The following is a 14,401-nucleotide window of genomic DNA, read 5'->3' on the forward strand; positions in this document are numbered from 1 at the left end:
GTCACTCATCTCTGTGACAAGACTTGTCTACGACACGACCTGTGTCTACTGCGGATCGCTGACTGCGTCGCGCTGCGCGGCGAAGCGCTCGTTGAGGCGCGAATGGCGCTGGCCGTAGGCGAAGTAGATGATGAGCCCCACCACGAGCCAGCCGGCGAAGTAGATCCAGGTCTCGACCGCGAGATTGGTCATGAGGTAGAGGCACAGGACGGCGGAGACGATCGGAAGGACCTTGCCGAACGGGACCCGGAACGCGGGCTTGAGGTCAGGCCGCTTGCGGCGGAGCACGATGATCCCGAGGCTCACCACGACGAACGCGGAGAGGGTGCCGATGTTGATCATCTCCTCGAGCACGTCGACGTTCGTGAGGCCGGCCACGAGGGCCACGAGCGCGCCGCAGAGGATCTGGAGCCGGGCCGGCGTGGAGCGCTTCTCGCTCGTCACGGACAGAGCGCGGGGCAGCAGTCCGTCGCGGCTCATCGCGAGGACCACGCGGGCGAAGCCCATGAGCAGCACCATGATGACCGTGGTGAGGCCCACGAGGGAGCCGAACGCGATGACCTTCGCGGCGTCTGTGTTCCCCACGGCCTCGAAAGCGGTGGTGAGCGTAGGCTGCTCGGCGGCGGCGAGCGTCGTGTACGGGACCATGCCCGTGAGCGCGAGCGAGACGAGGATGTACAGCAGCGTCACGACGGCGAGGCCGGCGAAGATGCCGCGCGGGAGCGTCTTCTGGGGGTTCTTGACCTCCTCGGCACTCGTGGCCACGACGTCGAACCCGATGAACGCGAAGAACACGAGCGCCGCGCCGGCGAACACGCCGAACAGGCCGTACTGGGCCGGGGCAGCGCCGGTGGCGAACGCGAACAGGGACTGCTTGAGGACAGCCGTCGTGTCCCCGGACTGCGCTGGCACCGCGCTCGGGATGAACGGCGAGAAGTTCTCTGCCCTGATGTAGAAGAACCCGACCACGATCACGAACAGCACCACGGCGATCTTGATGATCGTGAAGAAGTTGCCCACGCGCGCCGAGAGCTTGGTCCCGAGCACGAGCAGCACGGTGAAGATCGCGACGATGAGGAACGGCCCCCACACGAGCTCGACCGAGCCCAAGTGAATGCTCGGCGGGACGTCCAGGCCCACGAGCGAGAACACCTTGCTCAGGTACAGGCCCCAGTACTTCGCGACCACAGCACCGGCGGTGAAGAGCTCGAGGATGAGGTTCCACCCGATGATCCAGGCGAGGAGCTCGCCCATGGTGGCGTAGGTGAACACATACGCGGAGCCCGCCACCGGGATCGCCGTGGCGAACTCGGCGTAGCACATGATGGCGAGCGCACACGCGACCGCGGCGATCGCGAACGAGACGGTCACGGCCGGGCCCGCGAAGCTCGCGGCGGCCTTCGCGCCGACCGAGAAGATGCCCGCGCCGACCGCCACCGCGACGCCCATGATCATGAGGTCCCACGCACTGAGGGTGCGCTTGAGCCGCCGACCCGGCTCGTGGGTCTCGGCGATCGTGGCCTCGATCGGCTTGGTGCGGAAGATCTGCATCCTCGACTCCTGATGCTGGGGTGGAACAAACCTGTCCACTGTACGGGTCCAGCCCGTGAGACTCTGATCGGGTCTCACAATGCGAGACGGCGGGCTCAGTCCGAGAAGGTGACGGGCTCCGCGAGCGTGCCGAGCGACGCGGTGGCCGTGATGCCGGCCAGCGTCGGCTGGGCCGTGGTCCACACGACTTCCACTGGCGGCAAGCCCCCCTTGAGCACACCCTGATCCCTTGAGCACGCCCTGATGTGTGCAGTGCGCGGTGGTGGCGGTGGATGTGCAGTGGGCGTCGCCGCGAGCGACGTCGACGGCGCAGGCTGCGTGCTCGACAGTCTCCAGCGGTAGCGGATCAGGGCTGTGCCTACGGGGTCGCCGACGGATCCGGCGCGGCCGTCGGAGAGACTGTCGGGCTGGACGCCTGGGTGGTCGGGGCCGGATCGGCCGTAGCTGTAGGCGAAGGATCCGGAGCGGTGGTCGGGGACGGGTCTGGGGCCGTGGTCGGGGACGGGTCTGGGGCCGTGGTCGGGGTGGCGGTCGCGGTCGGCGAGGGAGCCGGAGCTGTGGTCGGGGCTGGAGTGCTCGGCGCCGGGGCAGCGTTAGGTCCCGAACCGGACGAGCTCTGGGCGGGAGGCGCCTGACCCGCCGGCGCTTGGGGCGGCGCGCCCTGAGCCTGCGGGCCCCCGCCGGGCGGGGGTGTCTCCGAGGGCAACGGCGTGAAGGGCGCCTTCGCGCCGGGCATAAGGGCATCACCGAAGGGCACGTTCACCGCCGCGAGCGTGCCACGCGGAGTCCTGGGAGGGGCAGTGGTGTGCTGGTCACCCGTCGCCGGGTCGCCCGTCGTTGTGCCCACTGCAGGAGACATGGCCTCGTTCAGGAGCCCGGGGGGAACCACCACCGGATCGTTGGTGCCGGGCTCAGGCAGGACAGGGGCGCCCTTCTCGCCGGGGGCAGACACCGGGTGTGCCTCCCCCGCCACCGTCGGTGGCGGGGCCAGAGACCCGACCGCGACGAAGCCCGCAGCGATCGCGGCTACGATACCTACGCCCACCGCGACGTTGATCGGACCGGGTCTCGCCAGGACGCCGAGGGCCCATTGTCCTGCGCCGACCAGGGCTCGGCCCGGCCGAGGCTTCGCCTTGAAGGCGCTGGCTGTCGGCGGGGAATCGGCCCCTGGGGCAGACGTTTCCATCGGCTTCCCTCCCGCGGTATGCCACGGCTGCTGTTAAGCAAGGTGCACCGGAGTCTATGCCCGCCCCATGGCGCGGGCTACCCCCTTGGCCGAATGTGACGCGGAGACTTCAGCGCCCGCGTTTGCGGGAGATGCGCACCATGTCCTCGCGCGGCACCACCTTGACCCGTTCCCGCGCGACCGGCACGCCCTCGCCGGCGGCAGCACCGCCGTCGGCCGTGTCAGCGCCGCCCTCCGCCTTGGTCCAGGCCTCGCCGAGGGCCTTCTCGTGGGCGTCGAGCTCGTTCCAGCCCTCCCAGGTCGTGTACTCGACCCCGCGCTCCTCGAGCAGCGTGATGACGGCGTGCTCGTCCGGGTTCTCGGCCGGCGGAAGCGAGTCGCGGTCCTCGAGGAGGCAGCCGATGGTCTCGAGGGCGTCGCCCTTGGTGTGGCCGATGAGGCCCACTGGGCCGCGCTTGATCCAGCCCGTCGTGTACAGGCCCTGCATCGGGGTGCCGTCCTCGTCGAGGACACGGCCGCCCTCGTTGGGGATCACACCGCGGCGCGCGTCGTACTGGATCTCGGCGAGCTCGGAGCCGCGGTAGCCGATCGCGCGGTACACGGCCTGGACGGGGTAGTCCTCGTACTGGCCCGTGCCGTGGACGTTGCCGGTGCCGTCCAACTCCATCCGCTCGAACCTGATGCCCGCGACGTGCCCCGGGGTCTCGGGCGAGTCGTAGATTTCCACGGGGCTCTGCAGGAAGTGCAGGTGGAGGCGGCGCGAGGCGCCCGTGTCCTGGTCCTCGGCGATCCAGTTCGCGAGCGTGTTCACCATGGTCTTGACCTGGTTGTTGGTCTTGATGGCCTCGTCCGAGGCGTCGTCGAACTCGAAGTCCTCCGGGTACAGGACGATGTCCACGTCCCGCGCGTGCGAGAGTTCGCGGAGCTCGAGGGGGGTGAACTTGACCTGGGCCGGCCCGCGGCGGCCGAACACGTGCACATCCGTCACGGGGCTCGCCTTGAGCGCCCGGTAGACGTTGTCCGGGATCTCGGTCACAAGGAGGTCGTCGGCGTGCTTCGCGAGCATCCGGGCGACGTCCAGGGCGACGTTGCCGTTGCCGATGACCGCGACCTCGCGGGCCTCGAGCGGCCACTCGCGGGACACGTCCGGGTGGCCGTCGTACCAGGAGACGAAGTCCGCACCGCCGAACGAGCCGTCCAGGTCCACGCCGGGGATGTCCAGCGGGGCGTCCTTGAGGGCGCCCGTGGCGAAGATCACGGCGTCGTAGAAGCCGCGGATGTCGGCGAGCGTGAGGTCCCGTCCGTACGTGACGTTGCCGATGAACCGGATGTCGCCGCGGTCCAGCACCTTGTGGAGTGCGTTGACGATGCCCTTGATGCGCGGGTGGTCCGGGGCCACGCCGTAGCGGATGAGGCCGTACGGGGCCGGGTACTGGTCGAAGAGGTCGATGCTGACCTCGACGTCCCCGTCCTTGACCTCATTGGACTTGGTCAGGATGTCCGCCGCGTAGACGCCGGCCGGACCGGCGCCGATGATGGCAACGCGCAGGGGACGTTGCACCACGGTGCTCTGCACAGCGCTGGTGGCGGGGGCTTCGGACACGTCGGATTCCTTCCGGTGGACTGCACGCGGTTGGCCGCGCACAACCTCCTAGTGTAGTTCTCGTGCAGACGTCCACGCTCCTCGGGCTCGGGCCGGGCGTGGTGGTCGCCGTCGTCATCCTCGCCGCTCTCGCGGCCGCCGTCCACCGGCACGCGCTCGACGGCGGGTGGATCCCCCCGCTCACGGCGAGCCTCCGCGCGGTGGGCCAGCTCGCCGTCGTCGCCCTCCTCGTCTCCCGGCTCGGGCAGAACCCGTGGCTCGCGCTCGGGTTCACCATCCTGATGTTCGCGATCGCCACTGTCACGACCGGCCGCCGCGTGGACCGCGCGCGCTGGTGGTGGGCCGCTGCACCCATCGGCGCCGGGGTGCTGCCGGCCGCCGCCGTGCTCCTCCTGACCGGCGTGCTGCCGTTCACGGGGCTCGCGATCATCGCGATGGTCGGGCAGCAGGTCGGCGGGGCGATGACGACGGCAAGCCTCGCCGGCCGCCGCGTGTCCGCCGAGATCCTTGGCCGGCGCGGCGAGGTGGAGGCGGCCGTGGCGCTCGGGTTCGAATGGCCCGCGGCACGGATGCTTATCGCGCGGCACACGGCCCGGGAGGCGCTTGTGCCGCCCCTCGACCAGACCCGGACCGTGGGGACGGTGACGCTTCCCGGCGCGTTCGTGGGCATGGTGCTCGGCGGAGCCAGCCCCGTTGACGCGGCGATCGTGCAGCTCGTAGTCCTGGTCTCCCTTCTGGCCGTGGATGCGGTCTCCGCCGCGGTCTCGCTGTGGCTGTGCACGGCGTGCGCGTGGGGTCAGCCGGGGCGGCCTCGGAATACGCCGTAAGGCCCCACCGGTTGTTACGGTCGTGACCGTGACCTCCGATGCCCCAGCTGACCAGCGTGCCGCCCGCTCTCCCGCGACGAGCGGCCTCCTCTACGGCATCGGGGCGTACGGCCTCTGGGGCCTGCTCCCGCTGTACTTCCTGACACTCGCCCCGGCCGGCCCCGTGGAGATCGTGGCCGGGCGCGTCCTGTTCTCCCTTGTGGTGTGCTTTGCGCTCATCGCCGCGACCCGCGCGTGGCGGGCGCTGGGCGGCGTGTTTCGGAGCGGGCGCACGTTCTGGGCCCTCGCCCTCGCGGCGGCCCTCATCGCGGTGAACTGGCTGACGTACACGTTCGGCGTGCTCACGGGCCACACGATCGAGGCCGCCCTCGGGTACTTCATCAATCCCCTCGTGTCCGTGCTGCTCGGGGTCATTGTGCTCAAGGAACGGCTCCGCCCGCTCCAGTGGGCCGCCGTCGGCACGGGCGCGGTTGCCGTCGTCGTGCTCACCGTGGCGTACGGGCAGGTGCCGTGGATCGCGCTCATCCTCGCGTTCAGCTTCGGCTTCTACGGGCTCGTGAAGAACCGCGTCGGGGCGACGGTGGACGCTGTCACGAGCCTCACCGTCGAGACCGTGGTGCTGAGCCCAGTGGCGCTCGGCGTCATGGTGTGGCTAGGGGCCGCGGGGACGCTGACCCTGTTCGGGGCCGGGGCGGGGCACTTCTGGCTCCTGGCCTCGAGCGGCCTCATCACGGCCGTGCCGCTGCTGTTCTTCGGCGCGGCGGCCCGCCGCCTGCCCATGACCACAGTCGGGCTCCTGCAGTACATTGCCCCGCTCCTGCAGTTCGTCATGGCCACGACCGTCCTCGGCGAGCACATGGCGCCCGAGCGGTGGATCGGCTTCGGGATCGTCTGGCTCGCCCTCGCCGTCCTGACTGCGGACATGCTCTTCGTGGCGCGGCGCCGTCGTGCGTCGCTGCGCGCGGCGGGACTCGCCGCGGAAGCCGCGGGCGGGCCCTCCCGGGCCGGGTAAACAGGCCCTCAGCGGCACAGCAGGCCGTGCCGCTGGCCTGCTGTGCCGCTCAAGGCCTGCCGTGCCGCTCAAGGCGGCCCGCTGTGCGATCCGCCCCGTCAGGCTGACAGCTTTCGCGACCTCGCGAATGCGGCCTCGAGCCTCGCGGCCAGGCTCCACGGTGCGTCGAGGTCCGACCACCGGGCCCTCACGACTATCCAGCCCTCTTCCGTCAGTGCTACCTCGCGCCTGCGCTCCAGCAGCAGGGCCTCCTGAGTCGGGCGATAGTCGAAGTACTTCGAGTCGCCGTCGAACTCGAGGATCACCAGCAGCTCGGGCCACGCGAAATCGGCACGGAACACTCCGTGGGGCGTGAGGATGCCGTACTGCAGCTCGGGAGCCGGAATGCCCGCCGCGGCAAGGGCAAGGCGGGTCCGGGTCTCGCCCGCGGACTCGGCCCTCGCATCGAGCACCGCAAGCAGGTCCTCCACCCTGCGCGATCCTCGCACTGCTCCGCTCCGCTCGGCGGCAGCACGGATCCGCTCGATCGTCACCCCTCGACGCAGTGCGCTGTCTCCGACGATCGCGGCGCGCTCGATGTCCAGGATGCGGGCACAGTCCGCGACCGCGCGTTCCACACTCACCGCTGTGGCGATGCGGCCCGGTGCGAGCGCCACTCGTGCCAGATCCATCTCGGGCACCGCGAGCGAATGTGCCACGACGTCGGCTCCGTGGCTCGTCTTCGATCCGGAGTACGGCACCGTGACGTGCACCTTCGGGCCGACGTCCCACGTGGTGAGGCCGTGAGCGCGTGCGCCCGAGGTATGGCTGTAGACGGCGGCGCCGTTGGTCGACAGCCAATGCGCCTCGATCCGCAGCTGGTCCTGCTCCCAGGGCCTCAGAGCACGCCATATGGCACGCCGTGCATACACGCCGCGCCGCAGCCGGACGAGCTCCTGCCGCCTGACTGCCTCGGTGAGGACCCGATGGTCGATTCCACGTGCTGCGAGGTCGCGGGTGGAGGCGAGAGTAACGTTCGGCCATCGCACATCGAGCAGGGCAGTCAGGCGGGAAGCGCTCATGCGTCGAGTCTTGCGGCGGGTCGCCCCGGAGTCGCCTCGGTTCAGGCCCATGTGGACAACTCGGTCGTCCCCGTCCTGGTCCCAGTCCACCGGTGGCCGACACCGCACCCCAAAGGTGGCGGCCAGGACACGCCAGGCTCCATGGCACACAGCAGGCCCCGGCCGACGCGAGAGGCCGTGGGCGGCATAACAGGCCGGCGGCACGGCCTGCTATGCCGCCCACGGCCTGCTGTACCGCCCACGGCCTGCTGTACCGCCCACGGCCTGCCATGCTGGTCCCGACCGTGCTGATGCCATGCTGGCCCCGGGCCCCGGGCCCCGGGCCATGCTGGCCCCGGGCGTGCCGCCGCCCCTTCACGCGGCCCGCCCTCGCCGGTCTCGGCGCCCCTGCCGTACGGTCTGCCACGCGGCTCAGCCGCGCTCCGCGGGATACCGCGCTGCGAGGCCCACGCGCCGCATGCGCCTGCCGGTGATGAACGTCCCAGCGCCGAGGTAGGCCACGAGGGCCAGGGCACCGATCACGGCGACGAGAGCCGTGCCGCCCCCTGCCGCATGCGTGATGAGTGCGGCGAGCGTCCCCGCGACCATGGAGTTGAAGCACGCGAGGAAGAACGACGTGCTCGAGACGGCATGAATGCCGACAGCGCGTGTGGCCCCCATCCAGTACGTGTCGAAGACGCCCTGCCTGTCATCGCGCCCGGACGTCACGAAGCTGCCCTGGACCTCGGGGGCCAGCTCAGCGTACGCGCCCCGGAGGCGGTTCATCCCGACGATCAGGTTGTGGTCCTCCTCGCTGCCGAGGGAGACGCGCAGGAGCGTCAGGGTCCCGAGTACGAGCAGCACCGACGAGAGGCCGATCGCCATGACCCAGAATCCCTCGCCGAACCCGGTCGCCTGCGCCACCAGGGCCAAGACGACGAGCGCCGCCGAGGACACCGTGAGGTGGATGCTGATGCGGTTCATCAGCTCTCCCCAGAGCACCGAGCGGGTCGCGAGCAGGCTCCAGTGCTCGGTCGCGAGGATCTGGGCCACGACCGCGGGGGGCGTGGCCGGCGCGGCATCCGCCGGGGTCGGGGCGAGGCTGGTGTCGTCCGGCGCGGGGACCGGGAGCGGCGGCGCGGCATGGGGTTCGGCACTCATGGTCCATGGTCGTCCCGGCCCGCGCGGGCCGTAAAGCCTCGGGCCGCCCACGCCGCCCGTGCCGCGCACGACGGCGGCCGCGCGCCTCCTCGAGCGTCAGGCGCCGCCCGGCGTCGTGCGCACCACGACGGAGGCGAGCCGCACGCCGGTGGACGCCCCGACGATCCTCAGGATCACGGCCTTCCCGACGACGTCGCGGACGAGGCGCTCGAGGTCCTCCGCCGGGGCCGCGCCCTCGGCCTCGACGTCCAGGGAGATGCCCGTGGAGCGGGTGAGTGCCTCGTCGAAGCCGCCGTCCGCGCGGACCTGGACCCGCCCGAGGGTGATGCCCGCGGCCGCCGCCGCGCCGTGCAGGTCGTTGAACACGCACGCGGCCATGGCCAGGTGCAGGAGGTGGCCGCCGGACGGGACCGCGAGGTCCACCTCCGCCGCGCCGGTCCTGTGGTGGCGGATGACGAGGCCCTCGGTGGGGACGGCCTCGCCCTCCCGACCCGGCGCCGTCGTGATGCTTGCCGCGAAGTCCATGGCTGCCTCCTGGATGCCTGGGGGTCTGCTCCCCCGAACGCTTCTGCTAGCCGAGGGGGTGGGACTCGACCTGCTCGTAGTCGCGCGGGATGACAACCATGGGCACCGGCAGCGCGCGCAGCACCTTGTTCGCGGTGGAGCCGAGGAACAGCTGGTTCTTCTGCGCGAGCCGGCTCGAGCCGACGAGGGCGAGCTCGCCGTCGAGCCAGTCGAGGCTGTCCACGGCCTCCTCGAACGTGCGGCCGTGCGCCACCTCGACGCCCGCCTCGTGGCCCTCCGGAAGCCGCTTGGCCGCGGCCGTGAGCACGGTGTTGGCATGGCGGTGGGCGGCGTTGATGTTCTCTCCGAACTCGTCGGCCCGCTCGTCGATCTCCACGAGCGAGACGAAGCGGAGCGGGACGTTGCGCCGACCGGCGGCGACCAGCGCGACGTCGACCGCGGCCTCTGAGCCCTCGCGCTCGCCGATGAACGCGGTGATCCGCTCGATCGGATCCGTGCGGTGGTAGCCCCGCGGGGCGAGCGCCACGGGGACCGGGGAGGCGTGCAGGAGCGCGTTCGCCACCGAGCCCACCGTGTACCTCTTGAACAGGCCGTTGCTCGCGGCGCCGACCACGATCAGCGCGGCCTCGAACTCGACGGCCGCCTCGATGAGCGTCGCGGCGAACGAGCGGCCGTGGCGGACGTGGAACGTCGCCTCGACGTCCTCGGGGACCAGCGCGAGGGCCTCCCGCTGGGCCGTCAGGGTCTGCTGCTCCGCAGAATGGACCCGCGGGCCGTCCGGATTTGCCGCGATGTACGGGGCATCCTCGGAGAGCACGAGCATGAGGTCCAGCGAGGCGCCCTGCGCCCGTGCGATCGCGACGCCCAACGCCACGGCATCCGCACCACGCTGGTCCGGCTGGTATCCGACGACATAACGCATGGCCTGTGCCTTTCGTAGGTCGAGTCACGGCAGACGGCAAGGGCGCCCGGGAGTCCCGGGCGCCCTCGTCCGGTCTGCGGCTGATGCCGCCGACTCTACCGGGCGCTGCCGCTCAGCGCGCCCTACGCCACGGAGCGGATCGCCGCCTCGAGGACGTCGAGCGCGTCGGCGAGCAGCTCGTCGTTGATCACGAGCGGGGGCAGCAGGCGGACCACGTTGCCATACGTGCCGCACGTGAGGATGATGACGCCCTCCTTGAGGCAGTACTCGGCGATCTTCTTGGTCGCCTCGGCGTCCGGGACCTTCGCCGAGCCGCTGCCGGCCTTGACGAACTCGAGCGCGAGCATCGCGCCGCGACCGCGGATGTCACCGATGATGCCGCTCATGCCGAGCTCCGCCTGCAGCTTGGCAAGTCGATCCTTGACGGTCTTCTCGATCTCGCGGGCGCGGCCGCGGAGGTCCTGGGAGTCCATCGTCTCGATCGCGGCCAGGGCGGCGGCGCACGCGACAGGGTTGCCGCCGTAGGTGCCGCCGAGCCCGCCGCCGTGGACGGCGTCGAGCAGCTCCGCACGGCCCGTCACGGCCGAGAGCGGCATGCCGCCCGCGATGCCCTTCGCGGTGGTGATGAGGTCCGGGACCACGCCCTCATGCTGGACGGCGAACCACTCGCCCGTGCGGGCGAAGCCGGACTGGACCTCGTCCGCGATGAAGACGATGCCGTTCTCCTTGGCGAACTCGGCGAGCCGGGGCAGGAAGCCGTCGGCTGGGACGATGAAGCCGCCCTCACCCTGGATGGGCTCGATGATGATGGCCGCGATCTGGTCGGCGCCGATCTGCTTGCTCATCATGAGGATGGCGCGCTCCGCGGCCTCCTTGCCCGTGATCCGCGGGTTCTCCTCACGGAACGGGTAGCTCATGGGGGCGCGGTAGACCTCGCCGGCGAACGGGCCGAACCCGTGCTTGTACGGCATGGCCTTGGCCGTGAGGCCCATCGTGAGGTTGGTGCGGCCGTGGTAGGCGTGGTCGAAGGCGACGACGGCGCTGCGGCCCGTGGCGATACGGGCGATCTTGACGGCGTTCTCGACGGCCTCGGCGCCGGAGTTGAACAGGACGGTGCGCTTGGCGTGCTCGCCGGGAGTCAGCTGGTTGAGCTTCTCCGCCACGGCCACGTAGCCCTCGTACGGGGACACCATGAAGCACGTGTGGGTGAAGTGCTCCACCTGCTCCTTGACCGCGCCGACCACCGCGGCGTCGGAGGCGCCCACCGTGGTCACGGCGATGCCGGAGCCCAGGTCGATGAAGGAGTTGCCGTCCACGTCGTGGATGATGCCGCCATCGGCATCCGCGACGTACACCGGCACGGAGGAGGCCACACCGGCGGCGACGGCCTGGGCGCGGCGGGCGGCCAGCTCGAGGGACTTGGGGCCGGGGAAGTCCTTGAGGACCTTGCGCTTCTGCTCGAGGCGGTACTGGATGTCCATGGGTCGGGTTCCTTTCGTCCGTCTCAAACTAATGCGAGGTGAGCCACACAGAGAATGGCCGATCGCACGATTCCCCCTCTGGCACGTAGTGCGATCAACCAGCCCGTTTCCCTATAGTGGGACACATGGCACTGACCCTTGCGGAGCTCCTCACGCACGCCGAACTCGGCCTCCGGCTCGCAGGCTCCGCCGCGGTCAGCAAGGACGACGAGATCCGCTGGGTGGCCGTCACCGAACTCGAGAACCCGGCCCCGTTCCTCACCGGCGGCGAGCTCGTCCTCACCACCGGGGTCCGCCTGCGCACCGCCACGGACCAGCGCCGCTTCGTGCGCGTGCTCAAGCGCGCCGGGGCCCTGGGAATCGGCTTCGGCGTGGCCCTCGGCCACGACGAGATCCCGTCCGCCCTCATCGCGGAGGCCAACCGGTGGGGCGTGCCTGTCCTCGAGGTCCCCTACCGGACCCCGTTCATGGCCCTCGGTAAGCTCGTGGCCGACTCCCACTCTGCGGACCACTACGCGAGCCTCGAGCGCCTCATCGCCGCGCACCAGGTCCTCGCGCGGTCCCTCCTCACCGGCGGCGGCCTCCAGGACCTTCTCAAGCGCTTGGGCGCGATGCTCGGCACCGACCTCGTCCTGACCCAGTTCACCGCGCAGCTCTACTCCTCGAGCGCCGAGTCCGGGATGCCCACCATGGACCGCTGGGTGCCCTTTCCCGTTCCGACCGGCCGCCGCGACGCGTGCACCCTGTGGGCCAAGAAGCCCTTCGAGGACACCGGAATCATCTCGTACGCACGGAACCTCATCAGCATCGAGCTCAACAACCTGATGAAGCAGCGCCAGGCCCAGCGGGCGCTCGCCGGGCAGGTGATGAACGACGTCGTGCGCGGGACCCTCGAGACCGACGAGGCGTCGCGGCGCCTCGCCGGGATCGATGTGAACTCGACCCGGCGCAACGTGGTGCTCCTCGCCGAGTCCGCCGCGCACTACAAGAACCTGCGCGGAGCCACCCTGCCCGCGGCGCTCGACGGCGCCGTGACCGCGATCCTCGACCGTGACCTCGTGGTGGTGGTGGAGGACGACGGCGCCCGCGCGCCGAAGCTGGGACGCCTCCTCGCGGACCACCTCACCGAGGCGGGAATCCACGCGACGATCGGGATCGGCGGGTCCTACACGAAGCCGAACGGCGTGCGGTGGAGCTACTTCGAGGCGAAGGAGGCCGCCGGGCGCGGGCTTGAGGTCAACGAGCCGGAGCGGCTGAGCATCACCTCGCTGCTGCTCGCGAGCGAGGACGTCCCGCTCGCGGACATGGCCGGCGAGGCGATCGGGCCCATCACCCGGTTCGACCGGCAGCACGGGGCCGAGCTTGTGCACACGCTCGAGACGTACCTGGCGCTCAACGGGTCGGTGGCGCAGGTTGCCGAGCAGCTCAACCTGCACCGGAACACCGTGCGCTACCGGCTGGGGCAGATCGCCGAGCTGACCGGCTACGACCCGGCCGTCACCGCCGATCGCGTCCAGCTGTTCCTGGCCCTCGCGGTGAAGAAGGTCGCACGGGCCTAACTCCCCCGCCCGTCTGGGAGTCACCTCCTGAACGTCAGGTCCCGTGGGTAGCCCCGGGAGGTGACTCCCAGGAGGTGACTCCCAGACGGAGGGGCTAGCTGGCCGGGGCGCCCGTGATCGCGGCTCCGTTGGAGATTCCCACCATCTCGTCTCGTGCCACGACCTTGACGCGCTCGCGGGCGACGGCGCCCTTGTGCGTCACGGCGGGCTCGGCGGCGGCGCCGAGGGCCTTCTCGTGCGCGTCGAGGGCGAGCCAGCCCTCCCACGTGGTGTACTCGACGCCGCGCTCCGCAAGCAGGGCCGCCACCGCGTCCTGTTCCGGCACGTCCGCGACGGGGAGCTCCTCGCGGGCGGCGAGGAGGTGGGTGATGGTCTCGAGCGCGTCGCCCTTCGTGTGGCCGATGAGGCCGACCGGCCCTCGCTTGATCCAGCCCGTCGCGTAGACGCCGGGCACGAAGGCGCCGTCGGCGCCCAGGACGCGGCCGCCGTCGTTCGGGATGACGCCGCGGCGGTGGTCGAACTCGACATCGGGGAGCGACGATCCGAAGTAGCCGATCGCCCGGTACACGGCCTGGACCGGGTAGTCGACGAACTCGCCGGTGCCCCGCACGGAGCCGCTCCCGTCGAGTTCCTGCCGCTCGAAGCGGATCCCCGCGACCTTCCCCGGGGTCTCGGGCGAGTCCACGATCTCGACCGGGCTCTGCAGGAAGTGCAGGTGCAGGCGGCGGGAGGCGGTGAGCTCGGCCGGGTCATCGGGCTGCTCCGCGATCCAGTTGGTCAGCGTGCCGACCATGGTCTTGACCTGGTTGTTGGTCTGGATCTCGCGGTCGGAGGCCTCGTCGAACTCGAAGTCCTCCGGGTACAGGACGATGTCCACGTCGTGCGAGTGGGACAGCTCGCGCAGCTCGAGCGGCGTGAACTTGACCTGCGCGGGGCCGCGGCGCCCGAACACGTGCACGTCCGTCACCGGCGACTCCTTGAGGATCCGGTAGACGTTGTCCGGGATCTCGGTGACGAGCAGCTCGTCGGCGTGCTTGGACAGGACGCGTGCCACGTCCAGGGCCACGTTGCCGTTGCCGATGACAGCGACCTCGCGGGCCTGAAGCGGCCACTCGCGCGGGACATCCGGGTGGCCGTCGTACCACGACACGAAGTCGGCCGCGCCGAAGGAGCCCTCGAGCTCGACCCCGGGGATGTTCAGGTCCGCGTCCTTGATGGCCCCGGTCGCGAAGATCACCGCGTCGTAGTGGCGCTGCAGGTCGCCGAGGCTGAGGTCCGTGCCGTACTCGACGTTGCCGAAGAAGCGGATGTCGCCGCGGTCCAGCACCTTGTGCAGGGCGTTCACGATCCCCTTGATCCGCGGGTGGTCCGGCGCCACGCCATAGCGGATGAGCCCGTACGGCGCCGGGTAGCGGTCGAACAGGTCGATGCTCAGGGTCAGCTCGCCGGACGCGACGGGCGCGCTCTTCGTCAGCAGGTCGGCGGCGTAGACCCCGGCGGGGCCGGAGCCCACGACGGCGACTCGCAATGGACG

General features: G+C 70.8%; 11 protein-coding genes. 3 read left to right on the plus strand and 8 right to left on the minus strand.

Translation table 11 applies throughout. The features are described from left to right. Window positions 1-45: 45 nt before the first annotated feature. Complete coding sequence (locus SCMU_RS15445) at window positions 46-1,551, minus strand: amino acid permease (protein WP_229229992.1); 1,506 nt, start codon at window positions 1,549-1,551, stop codon at window positions 46-48. Window positions 1,552-2,846: 1,295 nt separating this feature from the next. Continuing rightward, window positions 2,847-4,340 (minus strand): FAD-dependent oxidoreductase, encoded by a 1,494-nt coding sequence (locus tag SCMU_RS15450; RefSeq protein ID WP_229229993.1) that lies wholly within the window; start codon window positions 4,338-4,340, stop codon window positions 2,847-2,849. A 62-nt stretch (window positions 4,341-4,402) separates the two neighbouring features. Between SCMU_RS15450 and SCMU_RS15455 the strand changes: the two genes are divergently transcribed. Next, complete coding sequence (locus SCMU_RS15455; RefSeq protein ID WP_229229994.1) at window positions 4,403-5,167, plus strand: ABC transporter permease; 765 nt, start codon at window positions 4,403-4,405, stop codon at window positions 5,165-5,167. Between the two features lie 28 nt (window positions 5,168-5,195). After that, window positions 5,196-6,179, plus strand: a complete 984-nt coding sequence (gene rarD, locus SCMU_RS15460; protein ID WP_229229995.1) for an EamA family transporter RarD — start codon at window positions 5,196-5,198, stop codon at window positions 6,177-6,179. 98 nt (window positions 6,180-6,277) lie between these two features. On the opposite strand, the gene SCMU_RS15465 is transcribed toward rarD, so the two are convergent. The 5 genes from SCMU_RS15465 to gabT form a co-directional block, all read right to left on the minus strand. After that, the gene (locus tag SCMU_RS15465) at window positions 6,278-7,240 is read right to left on the minus strand and encodes a type IV toxin-antitoxin system AbiEi family antitoxin domain-containing protein (protein ID WP_229229996.1); all 963 of its coding nucleotides are present in this window, start codon (window positions 7,238-7,240) and stop codon (window positions 6,278-6,280) included. A gap of 411 nt (window positions 7,241-7,651) precedes the next feature. After that, a complete protein-coding gene (locus SCMU_RS15470) occupies window positions 7,652-8,380 on the minus strand; it encodes a hypothetical protein (RefSeq protein WP_229229997.1) in 729 nt (242 codons plus the stop codon). Window positions 8,381-8,476: 96 nt separating this feature from the next. After that, window positions 8,477-8,905 carry an OsmC family protein gene (locus SCMU_RS15475; RefSeq protein WP_229229998.1) on the minus strand — a complete coding sequence of 143 codons (429 nt, stop codon included), beginning with the start codon at window positions 8,903-8,905 and terminating at the stop codon, window positions 8,477-8,479. A 46-nt stretch (window positions 8,906-8,951) separates the two neighbouring features. Then, on the minus strand, window positions 8,952-9,827 hold the full coding sequence (locus SCMU_RS15480; RefSeq protein ID WP_229229999.1) for a universal stress protein: 876 nt from the start codon (window positions 9,825-9,827) through the stop codon (window positions 8,952-8,954). A 122-nt stretch (window positions 9,828-9,949) separates the two neighbouring features. Further along, window positions 9,950-11,308, minus strand: coding sequence for a 4-aminobutyrate--2-oxoglutarate transaminase (gene gabT, locus SCMU_RS15485; RefSeq protein WP_229230000.1), 1,359 nt, complete (start codon window positions 11,306-11,308; stop codon window positions 9,950-9,952). Between the two features lie 125 nt (window positions 11,309-11,433). Here gabT and SCMU_RS15490 point away from each other — a divergent pair, with 125 nt between their 5' ends. Next, window positions 11,434-12,867 (plus strand): PucR family transcriptional regulator, encoded by a 1,434-nt coding sequence (locus tag SCMU_RS15490; RefSeq protein ID WP_229230001.1) that lies wholly within the window; start codon window positions 11,434-11,436, stop codon window positions 12,865-12,867. Between the two features lie 94 nt (window positions 12,868-12,961). On the opposite strand, the gene SCMU_RS15495 is transcribed toward SCMU_RS15490, so the two are convergent. Next, on the minus strand, window positions 12,962-14,395 hold the full coding sequence (locus tag SCMU_RS15495; protein WP_443020335.1) for an FAD-dependent oxidoreductase: 1,434 nt from the start codon (window positions 14,393-14,395) through the stop codon (window positions 12,962-12,964). Between the last annotated feature and the right edge of the window lie 6 nt (window positions 14,396-14,401).

Origin of the sequence: Sinomonas cyclohexanicum (assembly GCF_020886775.1) — a bacterium.
In the GTDB taxonomy this organism is placed as follows: domain Bacteria; phylum Actinomycetota; class Actinomycetes; order Actinomycetales; family Micrococcaceae; genus Sinomonas; species Sinomonas cyclohexanicum.